We start from the raw sequence: 24,149 nt of genomic DNA, 5'->3' as shown, positions 1-24,149 counted from the left end.
AGTTGAGATGTTCGATATATTGAGTTGATACATTCAAGATTGTGTCGAAATCAAAGGAAGAATTGTAATGGATACAATTTGGCCGGAATCGCTACCCAAAGCGAAGGGTCCAAAATACACTTTGGTCGCCGATACGATTCGAAAAGCAATTGAAAACAAAACACTGGAGGTTGGCGTGAAGCTGCCCCCGGTGCGCGAACTTGCGTATCGATTGCAGATCACACCGGGCACGGTTGCGCGGGCTTATACCATTCTGACGGACGAGGGATTGTTACAAGCCGAAGTCGGACGTGGTACATTTGTCGCCCCTCCGCGATCACCGATCCTCGATGATGTCTGGTCGCGGCAGTTGCATTTGCGGGATGACAAGCACGACGCCAATGTCAGCCTGTTCAGTCCACGCCTGCCTGATGTGGGGCAGGTTGCGTTGATCCGAGAGTGCCTGAGCAAGGTCGCACAGGGTGATCCGCGCATGTTCATGAACTATCCAACGCGTGACGCCTATCAGCCTGTGCGGCAAGTGGTGGTGGATTGGCTCTCAGACCTGCCATTGGGTGCGGTGACGGCGGATGATATCGTTCTGACGCATGGCGGTCAGAGCGGGCTTTGCGTTGTGTTCCAGACCGTCCTCAGCGGAGCCAAACCCGTGGTTCTAGTCGAAGACCTGTCCTATGCAGGCTTCCGCCGGGCCGGAGAGCTGATGCGCGCAGATGTTGTTGGTGTGAAAATGGATAAATGGGGCATTAGCCCCGATGCCTTGGATCACATTCTAAGGCAAACACAGGCACAGGCGATTTGCGTCTCACCCGAAGTGCAGAACCCGACTGGCGGGCATTCACCGCTGGAACGCCGCAAAGAAGTGGTTGAGGTCGCGCGCAAGCACGATCTGCAGATCATTGAGGACGACTGCTATCGCATGGGCGACGCTCGCGCGCCCAGCTATCGCGCGCTGGCGCCAGAACGAGGCTGGCATGTCTCTTCGATCTCAAAAACTCTGACACCCGCGTTGCGTGTCGGTTTTGCCATCGCTCCAAAAGAGCGTAGCGTCGATCTGCGCAGGTCGGCGGAATATGGGTATTTTGGGCTCGCTCAGCCATTGGCAGAATTGACCCGGTTATTGTTAAGCCATCCTTCTGCGCGGCAACTCGCCTCTGAGGTTCGCTCCAAGACGGGTGAATATGTCCGCGTCGCTGTGAATGCCCTTGGAGGTTTCGATTTGAACTGGGACCCGCATATTCCGTTCCTTTGGCTGAACCTGCCCTCGGGTTGGCGGTCGGCCGCCTTCAGCCGGGCTGCCGAGCGGGAAGGGATCCAACTGCGATCAGCCGACGAGTTCGCCCTGCGCGACGGGCGTGCGCCGAATGCAGTGCGCATTGCCGTGAACGGGCATGTTTCGTTGTCTCAGTTCGAAGATGCAATGCTGCGTTTGCGGGCATTGCTGGATACTCCGCCCGAACAGATCAGCGTTTAGGACAAGGGCACCGGGTCTCCAAAGAAACCGGCCAGATGGGCGATCTTGCCTTGTGCGTCCAGGCGAATGAAATCATGACCGGCGACCATGACCGCACCGTCTGGCGCGACCATGTGCCAAGTGAAATGAACCACATCATGATGTGTGGTTGGTTCGCTGGTGATATCAACCCGTCCATTAGTGTCGTCCAAGACCGCGCCAATATGTGCGCTCAGTTGATCTCGCCCCGAAACATCCGCCGTCGGATCGACATAGCGGCCGGTCTCTGCAAAACAACGTTCGAGCAGGTCGCGCCGGCGTTCCGGATCGGTTTCCTGCCACGCCGCTCCATAATCAGCGATGACCTGTTTCAATTCCTGCATGACAATCTCCAATCTAAAACTCGATCAGCGGGCTACACCTGAGCTTCACAGGGTTCGACATAGTAGTGATATTTTTGGGGTAAAATAATACCTATTTTATAAGTTATTGTTATTGTTTAGAATAATCTGTATTGCGTGTGTTGACCTGCATTGCGAGTAGGTCTAAACCCCCTCCATCGAATTCGGACCGCTCCGTAAGGGGGCGGTCTTTCACATCAAACAGGACTATCCTGCCATGAAAACCTTTTCTGCAACACCTGCAGACATCGACAAGAAATGGATCCTGATCGACGCCGAGGGCGTTGTTCTGGGCCGTCTTGCCTCGATCGTCGCCATGCGTCTGCGTGGCAAGCACAAAGCGTCGTTCACCCCGAATATGGACATGGGCGACAATGTCATCGTGATCAACGCTGACAAAATCCAGATGACCGGCAAGAAGCGCGAAGAGAACTTCTATTGGCACACTGGCCACCCGGGCGGCATCAAGTCGCGCACCAAACAGCAGATCCTCGAAGGTGCACACCCCGAGCGCGTCGTGACCCAAGCGGTCAAGCGCATGCTGCCGGGTAACCGTCTGGCGCGTCAGCAAATGACCAACCTGCGCGTTTACGCCGGTGCCGAGCACCCTCATGAGGCGCAAGCGCCCGAAGTTCTGGACGTCAAGTCCATGAACAAGAAAAACACCCGGAGCTAATGACCGATGGCTGATCAGATCAATACTCTCGAAGAGCTGAGCGCCGTCGCAGGCGTTGAAACCGTGGCCGAAGAAGTTGTTGTACGTGAACCCGTGCGCGACGAGCTGGGCCGTTCCTACGCCACCGGCAAGCGTAAAGACGCTGTTGCTCGCGTTTGGATCAAGCCGGGTTCCGGCAAGGTCACCGTGAACGGTAAAGACCAGGACAAGTACTTCGCTCGTCCCGTTCTGCAGCTGATCCTGCGCCAGCCGTTCCAGGTTGCCGGTGTGGAAGGCGAATTCGACGTTGTTGCAACTGTCAAAGGCGGTGGCCTGACCGGTCAGGCCGGTGCAGTCAAGCACGGCATCTCGAAAGCTCTGCAGCTGTACGATCCGTCGCTGCGTGGCGCACTGAAAGCCGCTGGCTTCCTGACCCGCGACAGCCGCGTTGTGGAACGTAAGAAATACGGTAAGCGCAAAGCGCGTCGTTCGTTCCAGTTCTCGAAGCGTTAATCGCTACGGACACAGAATTGGAAAGGGCTCGCAATTGCGAGCCCTTTTTCTTTGGTGGGTTTATTCTTCGTAAACCAGTTTCCACGCGCCATTTTCGACGACGCTGACAAAGACGGTATCTGCGCCCTGATGATCGTCCGGGCCATACGTGATCTGGTTGCCGACCAACTCGTCCATGTAGTCTAGGGACTCCATTGCTGCGATAAAGCTGTCATGAGTGAGGTCAGGTCCTGCGGCTTCCAGCGCCTTGACCATCATCTCGGCCGCTGAATAGCCCAGCATCGAGAAACCGACCGGGTCTTCGCCCGTAGCCGCTTTGTATTCAGCAATAAAAGCTGCCGGGGCGGGCTCCTCCGCGCGCGCCCAAAGATCCAGCCATGACGCCGCAGCGTAAAAACCATCCGTCACACCGCCGGGCACCTGTGCCACAACGGTCAGAAAGCTGGCCGAGGTGCCGAGAAACTTCATATCGGTCAGACCCATCTTCTTGGCCGTTCCAACAACGGTGATCGCCTGACGCACACCGAGCGCCATCGTGACGATATCGCAGCCTTCCTCTTTAAGCTTGCTCAGGGACCCGACGAAATCCGTCTCGTCTGGCTTGTGGGTGGTCTCTGCACCAAAAGTAATGCCAGCCTCTTCGGCCCCGGCTTTGCTGCCTTCCAGAATTTCCTCGCCGAAATCGGTGGGCAGATACATGGTGCAAACGGTTTGCGAGCCAAACTCACCGTTCAGATATTTCACACCGATCCGCGCCTGATCATAGTAGGTCGAGAACGAGGTAAACTTGTTCTTCACAGGCTCTTGCAGCATTTGCCGCGCCGCGGTCAGGGGGGCGACGTTAGGAATACCTTTCGGGTCCAGCAGCTTGAACCCAGCGACATTCATCGGCGTGCCCAGTGACTGCAACATGGCAAACACCTTGTCGCGGTTCAGCAGCTTGTTATAGCCCTGCATCGCGCGCGGCATCTGATAGCCGTTGTCCTCGACCACAAAGCGAATCTTGCGCCCGTGAACACCGCCCTCGGCGTTGACCCGGTCAAAGACCACATTTGCGCCCTTGGTCGCTGGCACGCCCACGGCCGCGAATATACCGCTGAGGTCATTCACCGATCCGATGACGATCTCATCATCCGTCACGCCTTGGGTTTGTGCCCAGCCCATCGTGGCAGATGCAGTCAATGCCGTGGCTGCGGCAATGCCCTTAAACAAATGTTTCATTCTTCTCCTCCCTGTTGGGTCGCCCCTTAACTAATTGTACATATCTTCAATGAGATGTGCGTGTTTCTTTTCCACCAGACCACGCTTGAGTTTCATCGTGGCGGTCAGCTCTTCATCCTCAGCGGTGAGCAACACATCGATCAGCCGGAAATCCTTGATCTGTTCGACCCGTGCAAAGTCCTTATTGACTGCTGCGATTTCATCGCCGATCAGCGCCGTCACTTCAGAGGCCGCACAGAGGGAGGCGAAGTTCGAGAATGGAATCTTCCGCTCCTGCGCGAATTTCTCGACGTTTTCCTGATCGATCATCACCAGCGCTGTCAGATATTTGCGCCGATCCCCGATGATCACGGCGTCTGAGATATATTGGCTGAATTTCAGACTACTCTCGATCTCAGCAGGTGTGATGTTCTTGCCGCCTGCGGTGATGATGATGTCTTTCAGGCGGCCTGTGATTGTAACAAAACCTTCCTCGTCGATATGCCCCATGTCACCGGTGCGCAGCCAACCGTCGCAGGTGAAGCTCTCAGCTGTCTTGGCATTATTGCGCCAGTAGCCCTGAAAGACATTCAGACCTTTGACCTGAATCTCTCCCTCTTCCGAGATCCGCAGATCGTTGCCGGGAACCGGTTTTCCAATGGTGCCGATCTTGTTGGCCTCAAGCGTGTTCAGAGCCGAGATGCCTGCGGTTTCGGTCATCCCGAAGCCTTCGACGATGGGTACACCGATGGCCCAGTACCACCTGAGCAAATCCGGTGAGATCGGAGCAGCGCCCGAACCTCCGCGCCGCATCCGGTCCATTCCCAGCATCCGGCGCAGATTGTGTAAGACCAGCCGGTCCCATAACCAGAACCGCAGCCCAATCATCAGGGGGACGGGATTGCCGGCAAGGATATAGTCTGCCCGCGCCATGCCCGCCTTCAGCGCCTGCCTAAAGGCGAAACGCCCAGTCGGTGTTGCTTCTTTCGCCATGAACATGACGTGAGAATAAATCTTCTCCCACACACGGGGGACGGCAGTGAAGGTGGCCGGAGAGACCTCTTGCAGGTTCGCGAACACCGTTTCGGGGCTCTCCGCGAAATTCACCGTGCTTTTTGTCGCCAGTGGGTAATAGATCGAAACATCGCGCTCCAGAACATGGCAGAGCGGCAGGAAACACAGCTGTTCGTCCGTCGCGAGTGAGGGCAGGGAATGCGCTCCGCCCTCAATCGCGGCCATGATGTTCTCATGGCTCAGCATGGCGCCCTTGGGGTTGCCGGTCGTACCCGAGGTATAGATCAGCAGAGCAGTATCCTGCGGCGTGGCCCGCGCGATTTCGGCCTCAAACGCGCCGGGTTCGTCGGTCTCGGCCTGCTGACCCAGAGCATACAGGTCTCCGATCATCATGCAGCGGGGATGACTGAGGTCGTGCAGGCCTTCGTCCTCAAGGATAATGACCTTGAGCAGATCGGGCAGGTCCTCTTCGACTTCGAGGAACTTGTCCAACTGTTCTTCGTCTTCAACGATCAGAAACCGGCTGTCGCTGTCATTGATCAGGTACTTCAGCTGGTTGGCCGAATCCGTGGTGTAGACGCCCGAAGCAATCCCTCCGACGCATTGGATGCCCATATCGAACCACGCCCATTCCTTGCGGTCCTCGGACAGGATCGAGACGACCTCGCCACGCTGCAGGCCCAGCTTGCGCAAGGCCAGCCCGATCCATTTGGCGTGCTGCCAGTATTCGGCCCAGGAATAGGACTTCCAGATACCGAAATCCTTCTCACGATGCGCGGTGCGCGATCCCAACTCGGCGCATCGTTTCTGGAACAGCTCGCAAATCGTGGTGCAGCCATCGACGCGCAGGGGCCGCTGTCCGGGTGTTGCGTTGAACCGCACGCCGTTGATCGTGGTCTGAGGGGGAAGGGGGCTTGCATCCATCTGGCTCACCTCCAGGTCTTCTTGCGTTTCCAGCGGCGGTTTTCCCGCGCACCTTCCTCCTGAACGCCCAGATAGAAATTCTGGATGTCCTCGGACTGCAGTAAGGTTTCAGCCGCGCCATCCATGACGATCCGCCCGATCTCCATCACATAGCCATGGTGGGCAAGCTCCAGCGCCGCATTGGCATTCTGTTCAACTAGCATCATCGTCATGTTCTGCTCGTCATTGAGACGCTTGAGGATGCCAAAAATCTCTTGCACCAGCAGCGGGGACAGGCCCAGCGAAGGCTCGTCCAGCAGCATGATGCGCGGGTTGGCCATAAGGCCTCGCCCGATTGCCAGCATCTGCTGCTGCCCGCCAGATAGCGTTCCGGCCTCTTGTGTGCGGCGCTCTTTCAAGACGGGAAAATACGAAAACACCAGATCGCGATCATGATCGATCTGGCCTTTATCCGAAAGAGTATAGGCCCCAAGGCTCAGGTTTTCATCAACCGTCAGCAGCGGGAAAACCTCGCGCCCTTCCGGTACATGAACGATGCCTTTCTGCACCACCTTATGTGGTTCCAATCCCTGTATCTGCTGACCAACAAATGTGATCGTGCCTTTTTCAGGATCCATCACGCCTGATACGGTTTTCATCAGAGTCGTCTTGCCCGCGCCATTTGCGCCCAGGATCGAGACGATCTGACCTGGGTGCACATCCAGCGATACACCGCGAATAGCCATGATCGGACCATAGAAGCTTTCGATATTGCGGATGCTGAGGATCGGTTGGCTCATGAGGCCTTTCCCAGATAGGCCTCGACCACGGCCGGATGCGATTGAACTTCTGCCGGGGTTCCTAGCGCAAGTTTCGCTCCGTCTGCCATCGCCAGCACCCGGTCGGAAACGCCCGAGACCAGTCCCATGTCATGTTCCACCATCAGAACGGTGATCCCCATCTGCCGCCGGATATCATCAATCCACCAGCGCATATCGGTGGTCTCTTCCACCGACAGGCCCGAGGCGGGTTCGTCCAGCAGCAGCAGTTTCGGGTCAGTGGCAAGCGCACGGGCGACCTCGACCACCTTGCGCACGCCGTAAGGCAGGCCCGAGATCATCTTGTCGCGAAAGGCCTGAAGATCGAGGAAGTCGATGATTTCCTCAACCTTTTCGCGGTTTTCAATCTCTTGTCTGCGCGCGGAGGGCGTGAACAGGATTTCCGAGATCAGGTTGGTCTTGCGATGGCGGTGACGCCCGACCAGAAGGTTCTGCAAAACGGTTGCGTTCTCGAACAGCTCGATATTCTGGAACGTCCGCGCAACGCCATAAGCCGAGACGGCCGAGGGTTTGACACGCAGCAGGTCATGCCCATCAAACCGGATCGCCCCGGCAAAGGGGTCGTAAAAGCGCGAGATCAGGTTGAAGACCGTCGATTTTCCCGCGCCGTTCGGGCCGACAATGGCGAATACCTCGCCCTCCTGGACTTCGAATGACAGGTCATCCACCGCAGTCAGCCCGCCGAACTTGAGTGTTACGTTTTCGAACTCCAGCATGCTCATCTCAGACGCTCCGTCTTGAGGTAGGATTTCTGCCGTTTGAACATGTCCTTGCGGTAGAAGGGAAACAACTCGAACCACGTCCGGATTTTCAGCCATCGGCCATAGAGGCCCATCGGCTCGAACAGGATGAAAGCAATCAGGATCATGCCGAAGATGCCAAACTCCAACCCCGGAATGGCGACTGTGTTGCCGCCAAACAGGACGGCCGCGTATTCCTTTGAAATCGACAGGAACTGCGGAAGAAACCCGATCACGATTGCCCCCAGAAACGCGCCATGGATCGAGCCCAGTCCGCCGATCACGATCATCATCAGCAACTGGATCGAGATCACAACACTGAACGTCTCATTGTTGAACGCCCCAGCAAACAGCCCCATTAGCGCACCCGCCAAACCGGTGACCGCACAGGACAGCGCAAATGAAATTGTCTTGGTGCGTGCGATATCAACGCCCATGGCTTGCGCCGAGACCTCAGAATCCCGTACAGCGATAAAGCTGCGGCCCAAGGGCGAGCGCAGCAGGTTGATATAGCCAAGCGTGACGATGACAGCGACAGCCAGCACCAGCCAGAAGAACTGTCCCGGCGTGGCCCAGCGGTCGACCAGATGCCCGAAGATTTCGACGCCACCAAGATACTTGCCAGCAACGCCTCCGGTGATGGGCTCGGCCAGAACGATGATGTCGTCCATCAGCACGGACAGGGCCAGCGTGAAAATCGCCAGATAGATGCCGTGCAGGCGTAGGGCAGGGATGGCGACCGTTGCGCCGACGATGCCGGTCAACAGGCCTGCCAGCGGGAAAGCCAGCAAAAAGGGCACGCCTGCTTCGATCAGGATGACATTTGCATAACACCCGACGGCCAGAAAGGCGGCATGGCCAAGGCTGGCCTGCCCGGTATGACCGGTCAGGATCATCAGGCCGAGCCCTGCAATGGCCCAGATCAGAACATTGGTCAGTTCCCCAAGATAGAAATCGTCCAGCCACCAAGGTGCGGCGGCAACGATGGCCAACAGGATCAGGTAAAGGCTTAGCTGATAACCGTCCTTCCACGGACGAATGTCCTGCATATAGTTGGTTTTGAAAACAACCCGCATGGCGATCAGACCTTCTTGACCCGCACTTGGCTAAACAGCCCGTGCGGCCGGAAGATCAGCACCGCCAGCAACAAGGCATAGGGAGCAATCTGACTATACCCAGCAGCGATATAGCGGCTGGCGAAAGGCTCGATGACTCCTACGATAAGTCCTCCGGCCAGGGCGCCGGGCAGGCTGCCGAACCCGCCGATCACCGCAGCCGCGAAAGCCTTGATCCCCAGCAATCCGGTTGTGGGATCAACCGAGCCCTTGGCCGCGAACAAAATCCCGGCAATCCCTGCAACAACTCCGGCCAGAGCCCAGATAAACCCCTGCACCTGCTTGACCGGGATGCCCATATAATACGCCGCCAATTGGTTCTGAGACGCGCCTTGCATCGCAAGCCCCAACTTGGTTTTGCTGAAAAACACGTATAGGCCCCATGTCAGCAGGACGGTGACAACGATCACGGCCACATCTTCCATCCCCAGGACCAGACCACCAAAACGGAATTCCTTACCCGCGAGAGGGTTCTGGAGAGTCTGCGGCTCATGCCCCCAGATCAGCCCGGCGACAAATCGGATAACAAAGCCTAACGCGATAGTCAGGATCACCACAGCTGTCTGGCTTTCGCCGAACAGGCGGCTGATGATCAGTCGGTCGACCAGATACCCCAACGCCCCCATGATCCCCAATGAGATCGGCAGCGCCAACCAAAAGGGCAGGCCCATATACTCTGTGTTGGTCAGGCCGATGGTGACGAAAGCACCCAGCATCATGAAATCGCCCTGCGCGAAATTCACCGCCTCGGTGGCCTTGTAAATCAACACAAAGCCAAGAGCGATCAGGCCGTAGACACAGCCATTCGCCAGCCCGCTGATCAGCAGCTGTGCGTTATCCAATCTCACCCTCCCTCAGCCGGATTTGCCCGGCGCTTTGTTCTACTATGGCGTGATAATCACCTTGCCGTCACTCTTTTTCAGCGCGTTCGCGAGATTTGGCAAAACCTCCCGCAACGAAAGCCGGGCCGACACGTCCGTGTGCCACCGGCCATCCGCAAACCGCGCTTGAACTTCACCAACAACGCGCATCTGATCAGCAGGGGGTGTGTCCATCATCCAGCGGGTCAGCCAGAATCCTTCAACCTGTTTGCTCATGAATATCAGCTGACCCATCTGTGTCAGCGTCGGCAATTCGGGACTGAGTTTGCCGTAGCACACCCAGCGCGCGCCATTTGGCATGGCGCAGAAAACCTGCTCGGAGAGCTGATCAGCGACAGCATCCAGAAAGACACGGGGTTTCAGGGCTGCGCTGATCTTTGCAAACTGATCTGCAACATCGGCATCACCGGTCACAAGAACTTCGGCAGCTCCAAGCTCTTTCATTGTGTCCGCCGTTTCCGCCCGGCGCACCAGCGCGATTGGCTTCAAACCCAGATCGCGCCCCAAGCTGCACATAAGTTTGCCTAGCTGACTGGTCGCGGCGGAGACTACAAAAGCCTCTCCGGCGTCGCGGGCAATATCCACCATCGCCATCGCCGTCAGAGGGTTCACGATCTGAGCAGCACCGTCCTCATCCGAGATGTCCGGCCGCAGGGGTATGCACATCATCGCTTGCGTCACTACATATTCTGCCCAAGCGCCTGAACCCGCCGCGACAAAGGCCACACGCTGCCCATGCAGCGCCTCGGCCCCACTACCTGTTGCGACGACATCGCCACAGCCTTCGAATCCAGCGGCGGCGCCTTTGACGCGTGGCTGGCCATATTCACCCTTGATGAAGTGGATATCGGAGGGATTGACCGAGGCAGTGCGAAGCTTGATCAGAACCTGCCCGGGACCTGGCGTGGGGACGGGAAGCTCTGCTTCGGCCAGCCAATCAGACGCCTCAGTCAATGTTGGTCCTGTCGCGCTCCCCGAATACCCTTCATGAGTTTGAACAATGGCGAACATCGTATCGGGCAGGGCGGTCATATGGGATTCCTTCGTTACGTTACCTGTGCAGCGGAAACTTCTGACAAAGCGATCTAATTCCGCGGAATATCTGCTTAGAGGCAAGCAAAGTCAGCCGTCAGGGTCAATCCGCAAAGTCAGTGACGCCGCGGAATCCATTGATTGGCAGTGCGGGTTGGCATGATGTGGCCAACCCGGCACGTGTTTTAGGGTTGGGACATCAGCGTGCGCAGGTCCTGAATCTTGGCCACCACGGTTTCCGGTGAAGCTTTGATGTCATCGAGGATCTGGATCACCTGTGTTTTGACATTCTGCGCCAATGCGCTGTCCTGCACAGAAGCAACCATCGCATCGTAGTCAAAATTTTGCGCGGTCAGCATCCCGTCCTGTACCCAAGTGTTCAAAAGCTCCTGGCCCTGCGCAGCAAGGGCCGCCACCTGATCGCCTGCCGCAGCGGCTGCCGTATCCGCCTGCTCGGCCACCGCGTTTGCGGCATCGCTGGCCTGTTCGGTGACCGAAGAGGCCGCTTCGCTGGCTTGATCCGCGAGCGATGAAGCCGCCTCGGACGCCTGCTCGGTTGCTTCATTCAATGCTTCGGTTGCAGCTTCTTGTGCGGCGGAGGCGGCTTCACCTACCGCTTCGGTCGCATCCTCAGCAGCGGCTTGCAGCTTTTCAGCCGGCGTGGGCTCGGGTTTGGTTGCAAAATAATAGGCGCCAGCGCCAATGGCGGCGATGACAACGATAAGTAGTAGGCGTGACATAAGTGTCTCCTTCAAAAGATGTGTCGCCGAGATGGGTTAAAACTACCCCGGCTCAAAGGGGAAAACCCGTGAAATTGCAGCATATTCCGGGTTTGAGCCATGGCACGCTGATTAACCCCACAGTCAACGGCGGGTTCACGCCGCCAGCGATCGCTGTGGCCAATTTTTTTTGATGTTGGGGCTTGAAGAATTGTGGCGGAGAGACAGGGATTCGAACCCTGGGTGGGCTTGCACCCACAACGGTTTTCGAGACCGCCCCGTTCGACCACTCCGGCACCTCTCCGCGGGGGTCTGTGAGGGGGGGATTTAGTGAGGAACGCGCAGGGGTGCAAGCAGAAAATTCCCGAAATTCACTAAGACGGGATTTTCCATTGCCAGTACGCAGAAAACACCTAGGCTGATAGTCATGACCTATCATCTACGCCGCTTCACCCTTTGGCTTGTTCTGCCGTTGCTCGCTTTTACTTCAGCCGCGCAAGCAGCGAACCGCGACCGGATCGAGGCGTTTCTGACCACAACCGGTTTCGATGTGGCGCTTGAGAGCATTGCACTGGCTTCGGCCTCGGCCCCGCAAATGCTGGGGATTGATGCTGACGGCTTTGGCTCGGATTGGAGCAGGTTGACCGAAGAAGTGTTCGACACCGAGCAGATGCATGAAACAGCCGTTTCGATACTCGAACAGACCCTCAACGACGATGCCCTGAACCATGCGGTTGAATTCTACGCGTCGGATCTGGGGCAAAGACTGGTTGTTGCTGAGAACGCCGCGCATATGGACGACGATGACGCGGCGAAACAGCAGCAAGGGCAGGAAATTGTATCCGAGTTGATCAAAAGCGGCTCGAACCGCGTCGAAAGCCTGAAACGGATGAACCGGGCTGTGGATGCAAGCGGTACATCTTTGCGGGCTCTGCAGGAAATTCAGGTGCGGTTTTTGCTGGCGGCCAGCGCGTCCGGCATCATTGAACTGCAACTCAATGGCGACGAATTGCGTGAGATGATGCGACAGAACGAGGGCGAAACGCGTCGGTCCTTGCAGATATCTGCGCTGGCGGGCGCGGCTTATACATATCAGGACTTCTCGGATGCGGATGTAGATGCCTATGTCGAAGCGCTGGAGCAGCCGCTGATGCAAGAGGTCTATGAGCTGCTGAATGCCATTCAGTACGAGATCATGGCCATGCGCTTTGAGGTTCTGGCCACGCGTATGGCCGAGCTGCGCCCTGCGCAAGACATCTGATGCGCTTACTGGCCGCTGTACTGGCGCTGTTCCTATCAGCCGTTCCGCTCGCCGCTGGGGAGCAGGTTGAGCGTCTGATGCAGGCCATGCAGCTGTCAGAGTTCCTTGAAATCCTGAGCGAAGAGGGGCAGACCCAAGGCCAGTCGATAAATGAAACGATGCTCGGCAGCGCGGGCGGATCCTATTTCGAGGCTCAGATCGAAGAGCTCTATGATCCGGTCTGGATGCATCAGCAAATGTCGAACGCTGTCGAACGGAATATGACCGACGCTCAGCTGGAACAGGCCGCAATCTTCTTCGAAAGTGATCTGGGCCAGACCATAGTATCGCTCGAGAATTCGGCCCGCCGCGCCTTGTCCGACGAAGCGATTGAGGAGATGGCCCGCGCAGCCTATGAGCAGGCTGATCATGACGATGCCTTGTTCCGCCTGGTTGATGAGTATGTGCAAGTCAATGACTTGATTGAACAGAATGTCCGGGGAACACTGAGTGCCGATCTCAGCTTCTATCGGGGACTGGCGAGCGGGCAGGGGCCGCTTGCGGACGAAGGGGCGTGGCTTGAGCAGTTGCTCGCGCAACAGGATGAAACAAAGGAAGAGACGACAGAATGGATGTATTCCTTTCTGTTAATGGCTTATCAGCCGCTGTCCGAATCCGAGATGCGGGAAAATATAGCCTTTTCACGTACCGAAACCGGACGGGCCTTGAACAAGGCACTGTTTGAAGGGTTCGATCAGATGATCGACGGCATCTCATTCCAGTTGGGACAGATTGTTGCACAGGCAATGCAGGCCTCTGATCTGTGATCGCCGAATTGGGTTGACTTTGCCCCTGAATGTTTAGATAAGCGCGCATCCCGGCCGGAATCTCCGCGCCGGGTCTCGTTATTATTGACCCATCGGGCTGGTCCCGCGGGTCGTCACACAGCCCGAAAAGGGCGCGCTGTTCGAGGTGGCTGAGGCCAGTAACACCCAACCGGGGACCACAGAACGCGGGTTAGAAAAGGAAAGACGCATGTTTGCGGTCCTCAAGACTGGCGGCAAGCAGTACAAGGTTCAGGCGGGCGATGTGCTCCGCGTTGAAAAACTGGCTGCCGACGCAGGTGAAAAAGTTCAATTCAACGATGTGCTGATGCTGGGCGGCGACGCTCCGGTTGTTGGTGCACCTTTCGTTGAAGGCGCAGGCGTACAGGCCGAAGTGATCGAACAGATCAAAGGTGACAAGGTCATCAAGTTCGTCAAGCGCCGTCGTAAGCACAGCTCGAAGCGTACCGTTGGCCACCGTCAGAAACTGACTCTGGTCAAAATCACCGACATCCTGTCGTCGGGCGCTGAAAAGTCGGGCATCAAAGCTGCAACCGGTTCGGTTTCTGCAACTGCTGTTGAAGCAGCTGCACCCAAGAAAGCCCCGGCCAAGAAAGCTGCCAAAGCCGAAGCACCCGCTGCTGAAGCAGGCGCAGACGATCTGAAGAAACTGTCCGGTGTTGGCCCGGCGCTCGAGAAAAAGCTTCTCGAGGCAGGTATCACCACTTTTGCCCAGATTGCGGCATGGACGGAAGCAGACGTTGCTGCTATGGACGAGAAACTGTCGTTCAAAGGCCGGATCGAGCGTGAAGGCTGGATCGAACAGGCCAAAGAACTGGCTAAAGGCTAAGGAGAGAGAGAATGGCACATAAGAAAGCTGGCGGTTCCTCCCGTAACGGTCGCGACTCAGCTGGTCGCCGCCTTGGCGTGAAACTGTACGGTGGCCAGGCGGCCATCGCAGGCAATATCATCGTGCGTCAGCGCGGCACCAAGTTCTGGCCGGGCGAAGGCGTGGGCATGGGCAAAGATCACACCATCTTTGCAACCACTGATGGCGCCGTGAAGTTCCACAAGGGACTTAAAAACCGCACCTTTATTTCGGTCCTGCCAGTGGCGGAGGCCGCAGAGTAAGCCGAAACCCAGAAGGTTTAATAAAAAATTCATGGGGGACCGGCAGAAAATGCCGGTCCCTTTTTCGTTTTAACGCAGTTGTGAACAAGAACCCGATGGCCGTCGCAACCACCAGTTTCCTGATTTTTGCCGCCTCGCAGGTTGGCACGCCGGGGCCAGCCAACATGGTCCTGCTGGGAACAGGTGCGCGTTATGGCTTTCGGGCGGCGCTGCCCTTTGTAGGCGGGGTCATTCTGGGCAAACAGTTGATCATCTGGCCCGTCGGGTTTGGACTGATGCAGGTGGCCGATCAGGCGCCGCTGGTGTTCGAAGCGCTCAAATACGCCTCTGCTGCCTATATTTGCTGGCTGGCATGGAAAATCGCTAATCTGCGGCTTTCCAGAGGGCAGGCGGATGAGCAGGTCCCGGGGTTTTTGGCCGGGTTGGTCGTGCATCCGCTTAATCCCAAAGCCTGGGCGATGATTATCGCCGGTTTCACGGGGTTTGTCGCAGCGGGAACATCCAGCTTTAATGCAACGTTTACGATTGCTGTCTGTTTGTTGCTTTGCCAGGTGATTTTACACCCGATCTGGACTTTTGCAGGGGATCGGATCGCCCATGCGGTTGAAGGTCGGCCTGCGGAAAAATATCTGATGTGGACGTTAGCGAGTGTCACTGTTGCGTCCGTACTTTTTGTGTTGTTCGGAGGAGGAACGCACTCATGAAACTTGAGACAATAATAAACCAGCCGGTCATTGAAACCGAGCGGTTCGATCTGCGCCCCTTGCGTCGGTCGGATATGGGTCTCATCGAACATTATGCAGGCGATGAGCGCGTGGCGCGCATGACATCCAGCATACCGCATCCACTCCCGCCGGGTTCAATCGAAGCGTATGTCACGCGCGCGATGGCCGAGGACCGGGACGAGGATGTTTGGGCGATGGATGCCACCAAAGATGGCGGACCAGAACTGATCGGCGTGATTTCCCTGATCCGGCTGGACCGCAACCAGTCCGAGGTCGGTTATTGGGTCGCCCCAGTCTATTGGAATACGGGTGTGGCATCGCTGGCCGTCGAAGCATTGGTGAACGCCAACCCGCTGGAGAACGCCAACATGTTCGCCAGCGTGTTTCAGGATAACCCGGCCTCGGCTCGGGTGCTGACTCATTGCGGGTTCCAGTATCTTGGCGATGCGGAAAGTTATTCGGTGGCGCGCGATGCGAATGTGCCCACCTGGACCTATACAAAGAAACTCTGACTTGTGGCCGATGGGGCCTTTGCAGTAGGGGACACACATGAAATTTCTCGATCTTGCAAAGGTCTACATCCGGTCCGGGGCCGGAGGTGGCGGCTGCGTCAGCTTTCGGCGCGAAAAATACATCGAATACGGCGGTCCCGATGGTGGGGACGGCGGTAAGGGCGGCTCGGTCTGGGCCGAGGTTGTGGACGGGCTGAACACCCTGATCGACTTCCGCTACCAGCAGCATTTCTTCGCCAAGAACGGCCAGCCTGGCCGCGGTCAGCAGCGCACCGGCAAGGATGGTGACGACATCATCCTACGCGTACCTGTCGGGACCGAGATTCTGGACGAAGACGAAGAAACCGTGATCTGCGACCTGACCGAGGTCGGCCAACGGTTCCTGCTGGCCAAAGGCGGCAATGGCGGCTTCGGCAACTTGCACTTCAAATCGGCCACCAATCAGGCCCCGCGCCGCGCCAATCCGGGGCAGGCAGGGATCGACCGCACAATCTGGCTGCGATTGAAACTGATTGCGGATGTGGGCCTGTTGGGCATGCCCAACGCTGGCAAGTCGACCTTTCTGGCCGCCACATCGAATGCGCGACCCAAGATCGCTGACTATCCGTTCACTACGCTACACCCCAATCTGGGCGTTGTCGGCGTTGATAACGTTGAATTCGTCGTGGCAGACATTCCCGGCCTGATCGAAGGCGCGCATGAAGGGCGTGGGATCGGAGACCGTTTCCTTGGGCACGTGGAACGCTGTGCGGTGTTGCTGCACCTGGTCGACGGCACCTCGGACACTGTGGTCGAGGACTATCATACCATCATCACCGAACTCGAGGCTTACGGCGGAGAGCTGGCGGATAAGCCGCGTATCACCGTCTTGAACAAGATCGACGCGCTGGATGATGAGGAACGCGACCTGATCAAGACCGAACTGGAAGAGGCCGTCGGCGGCCCCGTTATGACCATGTCTGGTGTGGCGCATCTGGGCGTGACCGAAGTGTTGCGGGCCCTGCGGGCACAAATCGACGAAAACCGCCTGCGTCAGAAGCCTGCTGAGGAGGCCGCGCCTTGGCAACCCTGACCAATGCCCGCCGGCTGGTGGTCAAGATCGGATCGGCCTTGTTGGTCGACCGGGACACAGGATTGCTCAGGTCGGATTGGCTGAAATCTCTGGCACAGGACGTGGCCTGGCTGAAGGGGCAGGGGACGGACGTCGTTCTGGTCTCGTCCGGGTCAATCGCGTTGGGTCGAGGCGTACTTGGCCTGCCGATGCAGAATCTACCGCTGGAACAATCGCAGGCCGCTGCGGCCGTTGGGCAAATCCGGCTCGCCCGTGCGTATGAAGAAGCGTTGGCACCGCATGAGATCAAGACCGCCCAAGTGCTGGTTACGTTGGAAGACAGCGCAGATCGGCGACGGTACCTGAACTCGCGCGCTACTCTGGAAACTCTTCTGGGTCTGGGGGTAGTTCCGATTGTCAACGAAAACGACACAGTCGCAACGGATGAGATCCGATATGGCGACAATGACCGGCTTGCGGCACAGATCGCCGTGACTATCGGGGCGGATCAGTTGATCTTGCTCTCGGATGTCGATGGGTTCTATTCGGGCAATCCTAACGAGGACGCATCAGCCACCCGTTATGATGTGATCGAACAGATCACGCCCGAGATCGAAGCAATGGCGGGCGACGCCGGGTCGGGGCTATCCAAAGGTGGCATGAAGACCAAGCTCCTGGCGGCCAAGATGGCGACGGCAGCTGGATGTGACATGGCGATCACTGAGGGATCACCCCTGAACCCGCTGAAAACGCTTGAAAATGGCGCAAACTGCACTTGGTTCACGGCAACGCTTGACCCGCATGCGGCACGGAAACGCTGGATCTCGGCTATGAAACCGCGCGGTGAGATCGTGATCGACGACGGTGCGGCAAAGGCGCTTTCCAATGGCAAGAGCCTGCTACCCGCTGGCATCGTTCAGGTGAACGGAGATTTTGGCCGCGGCGATCCCGTGGCCATTCTGGATGCGCAGGCACGGAGGTTGGCACAAGGGCTCAGCCGCTATACCGCGCAAGAGGCGGATGCGATCAAAGGGCGGAAATCGTCCGAGATCGAAGCGACACTGGGTTACCCCGGCCGCGCAGCCCTGATCCACCGGGACGATCTGGCGCTGTGACGGCGCGACCTGATATACTGAAACCGAAAGGCGCTTGAGATGAAGGATTTCGACAACATTCCCGCAATGATGACCGACCTTGGCGCGCGCGCCAAAGCCGCCTCGCAAGAGCTTGCCTTTGCAAACGCCGAACGCAAGCACGCAGCACTGATTGCGGCGGCCGAAGCTGTTTGGAACAATCGCGCCGACATCATCGAAGCCAACAAGAAAGATCTTGAGTTCGGTCGCGAGAAGGGCCTGAGCCCCGCAATGATGGACCGGTTGATGCTGGATGAGGCGCGCGTACAGGGCATGGTTGACGGTCTGCGCACAGTGGCTGATCAGGCCGATCCGGTGGGTGAGGTGATGGCCGAATGGGACATGGCCTCGGGCCTGAACATTCAGCGCGTGCGTACGCCTCTGGGCGTGATTGGCGTGATCTATGAAAGCCGCCCGAATGTGACGGCCGATGCGGGCGCTCTGTGCCTGAAATCCGGCAATGCGGTGATCTTGCGTGGCGGGTCGGAAAGTTTTTATTCATCAACTGCGATCCACGCCTGTCTGGTCGAGGGGTTGAAAGCCGCAAATCTGCCCGAAGATGCCATACAGCTTGTGCCCACCCGCGACCGAGCTGCAGTGCAAGAGCTTTTGACCATGACCGATTACGTCGACGTCATTGTGCCCCGAGGCGGCAAAGGTCTTGTGAGCCTTGTCCAACGCGAAGCGCGCGTGCCGGTCTTTGCGCATCTCGAAGGCATCGTTCATATCTATGTCGACAAAGCCGCCGATCCGCAGAAAACGCTGGATGTTGTGCTGAACGCCAAAACCCGTCGCACCGGCATTTGCGGCGCAGCTGAGTGCTTGCTAATTCATCAAGACGTGGCCGAAACGCTTGGTCGCGATCTTGTTGCGGCGCTTCAGACTGCTGGTGTCGAGGTGCACGCAGAAGGCGTATTGGCGACTGATAATACTGTGCCCGCTACAGATGCAGACTGGGGCAAAGAATATCTCGACAGCATCATTGCCGCGCGACCCGTCGCTGATATTGATGCGGCCATCACGCATATTCGGAGATACGGCTCAAACCACACCGATTGCATCATGACTGAGGATGCCGTCGCCGCCGATCGATTCTTCGAACGGCTCGACAGCGCGATCCTGATGTACAACGCCTCGACCCAGTTCGCGGATGGCGGGGAGTTTGGCATGGGCGCCGAGATCGGCATTGCCACAGGCAAGATGCATGCGCGCGGCCCAGTTGGCGCCGCTCAACTTACCAGTTTCAAGTATTTGGTGCGTGGTAACGGAACCGTCCGTAGCTAGAACTTCAGCGTGACGCGGGTTGCGGTGGTTTCCGCCGCGACCCTGCGCCCCATCGCGGACGCGGTCTGCGGCAGAAGCGCGAATTGAACCTGTGCCGGGCTGACTTTATCGCCAAAGCAACCGTTCACGACGCCCTTCCACAGGCTGCTGTCGATATTCAGCTTGTCGGCAACACCTGTCACAGCCCATGCGCCGTCTTGTGTCGTGATATCAACCTCACCACCAAAGGGCATCGCGCTTTCGCAACACATCAGGGCCAAAAAGGCCAGTTTGACCTGATTGCGGGGCACCGCATCTGTCAGGTTCCAGTTGATGCGGGCCCGACCCGCGCGTTCCACGTCACGCAACAGCTCGCTCACTTCGGTCCGCCCCAGAGGCTGATCGCTGGCAGAGCCAAAGGCCACCCGAAAGAACCGGATTCGTGCGCCCGCACTGCCGACACTGCCCGAGATCAGCTCCATCTCCGGGCCTTGAACGGCACCGACCATCTCCAACAGTTCCAACCCGTTGGTGATAGCTCCGATCGGGCTGATCAGGTCATGGCAGATCCGCGATCCGATCAACTCGGCCAGGTTGACGTCAGTTGCACCCATGCGTACCTCCTGCTGTATCTGCCGCAAGAAGCCGGAGCCCCGATATGACAGACCTGAATGCTATTCTTGCACCGGGCATGTATGTCCGCCACCCCGATTTCCCCGATTGGGGCGTTGGACAGGTGCAGTCCAATATCGGAGGCAAGATCACCGTGAACTTTCGCGAGCAGGGGAAAGTGGTAATCGACGGGACACGCATAGCCCTGATGCCGGTCTTTGATCCGTGAAACTGGTTTAGGAAAGGTTAACGCCGTCGACCATAAGTGCGAACCGTCGCGGAAATATTGCCATCGCCCGGAAACCTGCGCTATCAGCGCAAAACTCTTAGACGGAATTCTCGATGCCAGACACAGGCCCTTCGTTCACAATTAAGCTGGCCGAAACCGATGATGAACTGCGCGCCGCTCAGCGTCTGCGCTATGATGTATTCGTTCAGGAACTTGGCGGCGGCGGCGAAATGGTCGATCACGAGGCCAGATTGGAACGAGATCAGTTCGATCCGTATTTTGACCACATGCTGGCTATCGACAATCAGACCGGGGAAACCGTCGGTGTTTACAGGCTTTTACCGGGTGGACGCGCCGCAGAACTTGGGCAGTTCTATTCCGAAGATGAATATGATCTAACCGTGCTCAAGGAAAGCGGACGAAAGCTGCTGGAACTCGGCCGATCCTGCTTGCATCCGGACTATCGCGGCGGCACCGCGATGTACCATCTTTGGAACGGATTGGCCGCATACGTAGCTGAACGAGAGATCGAGGTTCTATTCGGAGTTGCCAGCTTTCACGGCATCGATATCAATGCTCTGGCGCAGCCGCTGTCGATGCTACATCACAATCATCTGGCCCCACTTGATCTCAGGGTGCGCGCGCAGCCGGACGTATATCAATCGATGGATCTGGTTGCGGAGGACGCACTGGACCGCCGCGCAGCAATGGTGCAGGTGCCCGCACTGATCAAGGCTTACCTGCGCCTGGGAGGTTTTGTGGGCGAAGGGGCCTTTATCGATCATGCCTTTAACACGACTGATGTGTGCCTGATCCTTGATACCGCCCGTATGAACGAACGGCAGCGCCGAATTTACAGCGGAGCCTGAACCGGTGAGCGACACCTCATGGCAAAGTGACGATGATCCCGATCCTTTAGAGCTGGGAATTGCGGGCTGTTTCTTGGCAATCCTGCGCGGTTTGCCATTGGCGGTGCTTGTTTTTGGTGGGCTGATCATTCTGCTAATCGTGCGCATGATCGAGCGTCCCGTGTTCGGGCTCCGTCGGCCGATCACGCCGTTCATCACTCAGATCGTCTGCCGAAATGCATTTCGCATCTTGGGCATCGGTTTTCGATCCTCCGGCACCTTGATGCAAGAACGCGGTGCTGTCGTCGCGAACCATACTTCATGGCTTGATATCTTTGCACTCAACGCGCGCAAGCGTGTCTATTTTGTTTCAAAGGCCGAGGTCGCGAAATGGCCAGGTATCGGTTGGCTGGCCCGCGCGACCGGAACGGTATTTATCGAACGCGACCGAAAGAAAGCGCGCGAACAAACACTTGTGTTTCAAGAACGACTTTCAGCGGGTCATAAACTCTTGTTCTTTCCGGAAGGCACCTCGACTGACGGTCTTCGCGTTTTGCCTTTCAAATCAACGCTTTTCGCTGCATTCTTTGCTGATGAATTGCGTGATTTCATGTATGTACAACCGGTGTCTGTTGTCTATCACGCACCCATAGGGCAGCCGGGCCGGTTCTATGGCTGGTGGGGCGATATGGATTTCGGGCCTCACTTGTTGAAAACACTCGGCGCACGCAGGCAAGGATCGGTTGAGCTGATCTATCACGCGCCAGCAAAAGTAAGCGACTTCGGTAATCGCAAGGAACTGGCCACGCACTGCGAAGAGGCTGTGCGCCACGCCCATGCGCTCGCTTTGCTTGAAAAATAAGGGCAAAAGGCCCTTGCGTTGCCACAAAACCTGCCGTATACGCGCGCCATTCAAACCCGCAGGCGGGGTTTGGGCTTTATAGGGGAGACATCCTTATCTGGCCCGCCGGTTGGAGCATCCGCTTCTTTCACCCCCGCCGAGGCGTAAACCGGAAAAGGAAAGAATAGCATGGCTCTTCCCGAGTTCTCCATGCGTCAGCTGCTGGAAGCTGGCGTTCACTTTGGTCACCAGACACAGCGTTGGAATCCCCGCATGGGCCCGTTCATCTACGGCTCGCGCAATGGAATCCACATCATGGACCTGACCCAGACCGTTCCGATGCTGGATCAGGCTCTGCAGGCTGTTCGTGACACCGTCGCCAAAGGTGGCCGCGTTCTGTTCGTTGGCACCAAGCGTCAGGCCGCTGGCCCGATCGCTGAAGCCGCTGAAAAGTCGGCTCAGTACTACATGAACCACCGCTGGCTGGGCGGCACGTTGACCAACTGGAAAACCGTTTCCCAGTCGATCAACCGTCTGAACCAGATCGACGAAGCCATGGAATCGGGCGCCGAAGGCCTGACCAAGAAAGAGCGTCTGGGCATGGAGCGTGACCAGGCCAAGCTGCAGGCGTCGCTGGGCGGTATCCGCGAGATGGGCGGCGTTCCTGATCTGCTGTTCGTCATCGACGTCAAGAAAGAAGCATTGGCTATCGCCGAAGCCAACAAGCTGGGTATCCCGGTTGTGGCTGTTGTCGACACCAACTGCTCGCCCGACGGTGTTGACTACATCATCCCCGGCAACGACGACGCAGCCCGCGCCATCGCGCTGTATTGCGATCTGGCCGCACGTGCCGCTCTGGACGGTATGACCGCTCAGATGGGTGCAGCAGGCGTTGACCTGGGCGCGTTCGAAGAAGCTCCGGTTGAGGAAGTGGTTGCTGAAGAAGCACCCGCAGAAGAAGCCGCGCCGGAAGCCAAAGCCGAAGCGTAAGCTGCCCGTCACGTTATTGACATATGGGGCAGGGTAGACCTGCCCCAATTCCGTTTGAATTGAGGAGAGCCTAAAGATGGCAATCACAGCAGCAATGGTTAAAGAACTGCGCGACTCGACCGGCGCAGGCATGATGGACGCAAAAAAAGCGCTGACCGAAACCGGCGGTAACATGGACGAAGCCGTTGACTGGCTGCGCACCAAAGGCCTGGCCAAAGCGGCCAAGAAATCGGGCCGTACCGCAGCAGAAGGTCTGGTTGCTGTTCACGTCAACGGTGGCAACGGTGTTGCTGTCGAAGTGAACTCGGAAACCGACTTCGTTGCGAAAAACGCTGACTTCCAGGAAATGGTCGGCAAGATCACCTACGCTGCCGAAGGCGTTGACGACATCGACGCTCTGCTGGCTGCTGATCTGGGCGGCAAGTCGGTTGCAGACACCCTGACCGACAAGATCGCCACCATCGGTGAGAACATGTCGGTGCGCCGCATGGCCAAACTGTCTGGCGACACTGTTGTGTCCTACGTCCACAACGCCGCGACAACCGGCATGGGCAAAATCGGCGTTCTGGTTGCTCTGTCGGGTGGTGACGAAGCCATCGGCAAGCAGGTTGCGATGCATATCGCGGCTGTGAACCCGGCGGCCCTGTCCGAAGCGGACATGGATCCGGCGGTTGTCGAGAAAGAAAAGCAGGTTCAGATGGACATCGCCCGCGAATCCGGCAAACCGGAGCAGGTGATCGAAAAGATGATCGAAGGCCGCATGAAGAAATTCGTCGCCGAATCGACCTTGCTGAACCAATCCTTCGTTGTGAACCCTGACCTGACCGTCGAAGCAGCGGCCAAGGAAGCGGGCGCAACAATCACCGGCTTTGTTCGCATGGAAGTCGGCGAAGGTATCGTAGTCGAAAAAGAAGACTTTGCCGCAGAAGTTGCAAAGGCCGCTCAGGGCTAACGCAAGCTCTTTTCTGGCATTGAAGTTCAAGAACCCGGCTGCCCAAGCAGTCGGGTTTTTTCATATGAAACAAGTAGCTATCAGTTTCTTGTAGGTACAAGCTGATGGCACGATTTTCTGGTGAGATTGAGGGGCCCCGCATGATGGGGATGGACAGGGCCCCTCAACAATTTCCAACTAAGTGACGCGGACGAATAGGCGCCTCTTGGTCAGATCAATCAGAGAGCTTTGTTATGGCAAAGATCTGATCAGAATGTTCCCTGGCTAAAGCCACCACTCACGGAACAGTATCAATTTGCAATTTTAAAGATAGATTCGGAAAGTCATGTATTCCTT

Annotated in this window: 27 protein-coding genes and 1 tRNA gene; 17 read left to right on the top strand and 11 right to left on the bottom strand. The window is 57.3% G+C overall.

The window, feature by feature from the left end:
* Window positions 1-67 precede the first annotated feature (67 nt).
* Window positions 68-1,471 carry an aminotransferase-like domain-containing protein gene (locus tag ACR0AZ_RS05250; protein WP_480666940.1) on the top strand — a complete coding sequence of 468 codons (1,404 nt, stop codon included), beginning with the start codon at window positions 68-70 and terminating at the stop codon, window positions 1,469-1,471.
* Here the strand turns inward: ACR0AZ_RS05250 and ACR0AZ_RS05245 are convergent.
* Complete coding sequence (locus ACR0AZ_RS05245; RefSeq protein WP_480469838.1) at window positions 1,468-1,833, bottom strand: nuclear transport factor 2 family protein; 366 nt, start codon at window positions 1,831-1,833, stop codon at window positions 1,468-1,470. The two genes, ACR0AZ_RS05250 and ACR0AZ_RS05245, sit on opposite strands and share 4 nt — an antisense overlap.
* Before the next feature lie 235 nt (window positions 1,834-2,068).
* Here ACR0AZ_RS05245 and rplM point away from each other — a divergent pair, with 235 nt between their 5' ends.
* A complete protein-coding gene (rplM, locus tag ACR0AZ_RS05240; protein WP_039536983.1) occupies window positions 2,069-2,527 on the top strand; it encodes a 50S ribosomal protein L13 in 459 nt (152 codons plus the stop codon).
* A 6-nt stretch (window positions 2,528-2,533) separates the two neighbouring features.
* Window positions 2,534-3,019 (top strand): 30S ribosomal protein S9, encoded by a 486-nt coding sequence (gene rpsI / locus ACR0AZ_RS05235; RefSeq protein ID WP_209223510.1) that lies wholly within the window; start codon window positions 2,534-2,536, stop codon window positions 3,017-3,019.
* Window positions 3,020-3,079: 60 nt separating this feature from the next.
* On the opposite strand, the gene ACR0AZ_RS05230 is transcribed toward rpsI, so the two are convergent.
* The 9 genes from ACR0AZ_RS05230 to ACR0AZ_RS05190 form a co-directional block, all read right to left on the bottom strand.
* Window positions 3,080-4,240, bottom strand: a complete 1,161-nt coding sequence (locus tag ACR0AZ_RS05230; RefSeq protein ID WP_480666937.1) for an ABC transporter substrate-binding protein — start codon at window positions 4,238-4,240, stop codon at window positions 3,080-3,082.
* Window positions 4,241-4,270: 30 nt separating this feature from the next.
* Window positions 4,271-6,157 carry an AMP-dependent synthetase/ligase gene (locus tag ACR0AZ_RS05225; protein ID WP_480666935.1) on the bottom strand — a complete coding sequence of 629 codons (1,887 nt, stop codon included), beginning with the start codon at window positions 6,155-6,157 and terminating at the stop codon, window positions 4,271-4,273.
* 5 nt (window positions 6,158-6,162) lie between these two features.
* Complete coding sequence (locus ACR0AZ_RS05220; protein ID WP_480666933.1) at window positions 6,163-6,936, bottom strand: ABC transporter ATP-binding protein; 774 nt, start codon at window positions 6,934-6,936, stop codon at window positions 6,163-6,165.
* Window positions 6,933-7,697: an ABC transporter ATP-binding protein gene (locus tag ACR0AZ_RS05215; protein WP_480666932.1), complete on the bottom strand. Its 765-nt coding sequence runs from the start codon at window positions 7,695-7,697 to the stop codon at window positions 6,933-6,935. The genes ACR0AZ_RS05220 and ACR0AZ_RS05215 overlap by 4 nt, the downstream gene beginning before the upstream one ends.
* Window positions 7,694-8,791 carry a branched-chain amino acid ABC transporter permease gene (locus ACR0AZ_RS05210; protein ID WP_480469833.1) on the bottom strand — a complete coding sequence of 366 codons (1,098 nt, stop codon included), beginning with the start codon at window positions 8,789-8,791 and terminating at the stop codon, window positions 7,694-7,696. Before ACR0AZ_RS05210 ends, ACR0AZ_RS05215 begins: the two co-directional genes overlap by 4 nt.
* Before the next feature lie 5 nt (window positions 8,792-8,796).
* Window positions 8,797-9,672, bottom strand: coding sequence for a branched-chain amino acid ABC transporter permease (locus ACR0AZ_RS05205; RefSeq protein ID WP_480469832.1), 876 nt, complete (start codon window positions 9,670-9,672; stop codon window positions 8,797-8,799).
* A 42-nt stretch (window positions 9,673-9,714) separates the two neighbouring features.
* On the bottom strand, window positions 9,715-10,743 hold the full coding sequence (locus ACR0AZ_RS05200) for an alcohol dehydrogenase catalytic domain-containing protein (protein ID WP_480469831.1): 1,029 nt from the start codon (window positions 10,741-10,743) through the stop codon (window positions 9,715-9,717).
* A gap of 185 nt (window positions 10,744-10,928) precedes the next feature.
* Window positions 10,929-11,483 (bottom strand): hypothetical protein, encoded by a 555-nt coding sequence (locus ACR0AZ_RS05195; RefSeq protein WP_480469830.1) that lies wholly within the window; start codon window positions 11,481-11,483, stop codon window positions 10,929-10,931.
* 193 nt (window positions 11,484-11,676) lie between these two features.
* A tRNA-Ser gene (locus ACR0AZ_RS05190) sits at window positions 11,677-11,766 on the bottom strand.
* A 123-nt stretch (window positions 11,767-11,889) separates the two neighbouring features.
* Here ACR0AZ_RS05190 and ACR0AZ_RS05185 point away from each other — a divergent pair.
* From ACR0AZ_RS05185 to ACR0AZ_RS05145, 9 genes are all read left to right on the top strand, one after another.
* The gene (locus ACR0AZ_RS05185; protein WP_480666930.1) at window positions 11,890-12,723 is read left to right on the top strand and encodes a DUF2059 domain-containing protein; all 834 of its coding nucleotides are present in this window, start codon (window positions 11,890-11,892) and stop codon (window positions 12,721-12,723) included.
* Complete coding sequence (locus tag ACR0AZ_RS05180; protein WP_480666929.1) at window positions 12,723-13,529, top strand: DUF2059 domain-containing protein; 807 nt, start codon at window positions 12,723-12,725, stop codon at window positions 13,527-13,529. Before ACR0AZ_RS05185 ends, ACR0AZ_RS05180 begins: the two co-directional genes overlap by 1 nt.
* 208 nt (window positions 13,530-13,737) lie before the next feature.
* The gene (locus ACR0AZ_RS05175; protein ID WP_480666928.1) at window positions 13,738-14,376 is read left to right on the top strand and encodes a 50S ribosomal protein L21; all 639 of its coding nucleotides are present in this window, start codon (window positions 13,738-13,740) and stop codon (window positions 14,374-14,376) included.
* Window positions 14,377-14,387: 11 nt separating this feature from the next.
* Window positions 14,388-14,657, top strand: a complete 270-nt coding sequence (gene rpmA / locus ACR0AZ_RS05170; protein WP_039535512.1) for a 50S ribosomal protein L27 — start codon at window positions 14,388-14,390, stop codon at window positions 14,655-14,657.
* A gap of 95 nt (window positions 14,658-14,752) precedes the next feature.
* The gene (locus tag ACR0AZ_RS05165) at window positions 14,753-15,361 is read left to right on the top strand and encodes a LysE family translocator (protein ID WP_480469826.1); all 609 of its coding nucleotides are present in this window, start codon (window positions 14,753-14,755) and stop codon (window positions 15,359-15,361) included.
* Complete coding sequence (locus ACR0AZ_RS05160) at window positions 15,358-15,894, top strand: GNAT family N-acetyltransferase (protein ID WP_480666926.1); 537 nt, start codon at window positions 15,358-15,360, stop codon at window positions 15,892-15,894. Before ACR0AZ_RS05165 ends, ACR0AZ_RS05160 begins: the two co-directional genes overlap by 4 nt.
* A gap of 37 nt (window positions 15,895-15,931) precedes the next feature.
* On the top strand, window positions 15,932-16,966 hold the full coding sequence (obgE, locus tag ACR0AZ_RS05155) for a GTPase ObgE (protein WP_480469824.1): 1,035 nt from the start codon (window positions 15,932-15,934) through the stop codon (window positions 16,964-16,966).
* Complete coding sequence (proB, locus tag ACR0AZ_RS05150; protein ID WP_480469823.1) at window positions 16,954-18,060, top strand: glutamate 5-kinase; 1,107 nt, start codon at window positions 16,954-16,956, stop codon at window positions 18,058-18,060. Before obgE ends, proB begins: the two co-directional genes overlap by 13 nt.
* Window positions 18,061-18,099: 39 nt before the next feature.
* A complete protein-coding gene (locus ACR0AZ_RS05145) occupies window positions 18,100-19,362 on the top strand; it encodes a glutamate-5-semialdehyde dehydrogenase (RefSeq protein WP_480666925.1) in 1,263 nt (420 codons plus the stop codon).
* On the opposite strand, the gene ACR0AZ_RS05140 is transcribed toward ACR0AZ_RS05145, so the two are convergent.
* Window positions 19,359-19,955 (bottom strand): histidine phosphotransferase family protein, encoded by a 597-nt coding sequence (locus ACR0AZ_RS05140; RefSeq protein WP_480666924.1) that lies wholly within the window; start codon window positions 19,953-19,955, stop codon window positions 19,359-19,361. The genes ACR0AZ_RS05145 and ACR0AZ_RS05140 overlap by 4 nt on opposite strands.
* A 44-nt stretch (window positions 19,956-19,999) precedes the next feature.
* Between ACR0AZ_RS05140 and ACR0AZ_RS05135 the strand changes: the two genes are divergently transcribed.
* The 5 genes from ACR0AZ_RS05135 (at window position 20,000) to tsf (ending at window position 23,813) form a co-directional block, all read left to right on the top strand.
* Complete coding sequence (locus tag ACR0AZ_RS05135) at window positions 20,000-20,182, top strand: DUF3553 domain-containing protein (RefSeq protein ID WP_010440107.1); 183 nt, start codon at window positions 20,000-20,002, stop codon at window positions 20,180-20,182.
* Between the two features lie 113 nt (window positions 20,183-20,295).
* The gene (gene olsB, locus ACR0AZ_RS05130; protein WP_480469820.1) at window positions 20,296-21,051 is read left to right on the top strand and encodes an L-ornithine N(alpha)-acyltransferase; all 756 of its coding nucleotides are present in this window, start codon (window positions 20,296-20,298) and stop codon (window positions 21,049-21,051) included.
* A 4-nt stretch (window positions 21,052-21,055) separates the two neighbouring features.
* Window positions 21,056-21,892, top strand: coding sequence for a lyso-ornithine lipid O-acyltransferase (gene olsA, locus ACR0AZ_RS05125; protein ID WP_480666923.1), 837 nt, complete (start codon window positions 21,056-21,058; stop codon window positions 21,890-21,892).
* A gap of 168 nt (window positions 21,893-22,060) precedes the next feature.
* Entirely contained in the window at window positions 22,061-22,861 is an 801-nt protein-coding gene (rpsB, locus tag ACR0AZ_RS05120) for a 30S ribosomal protein S2 (RefSeq protein WP_480469818.1), read from the top strand.
* Window positions 22,862-22,937: 76 nt separating this feature from the next.
* Window positions 22,938-23,813 carry a translation elongation factor Ts gene (tsf, locus tag ACR0AZ_RS05115; RefSeq protein WP_480469817.1) on the top strand — a complete coding sequence of 292 codons (876 nt, stop codon included), beginning with the start codon at window positions 22,938-22,940 and terminating at the stop codon, window positions 23,811-23,813.
* The last annotated feature ends 336 nt before the right edge of the window (window positions 23,814-24,149 follow it).

The organism is Ruegeria sp. BE3 (assembly GCF_056538865.1).
The sequence above is the reverse complement of the archived record's forward strand: the minus strand, read 5'-3'. Positions and strand labels throughout refer to the sequence as shown.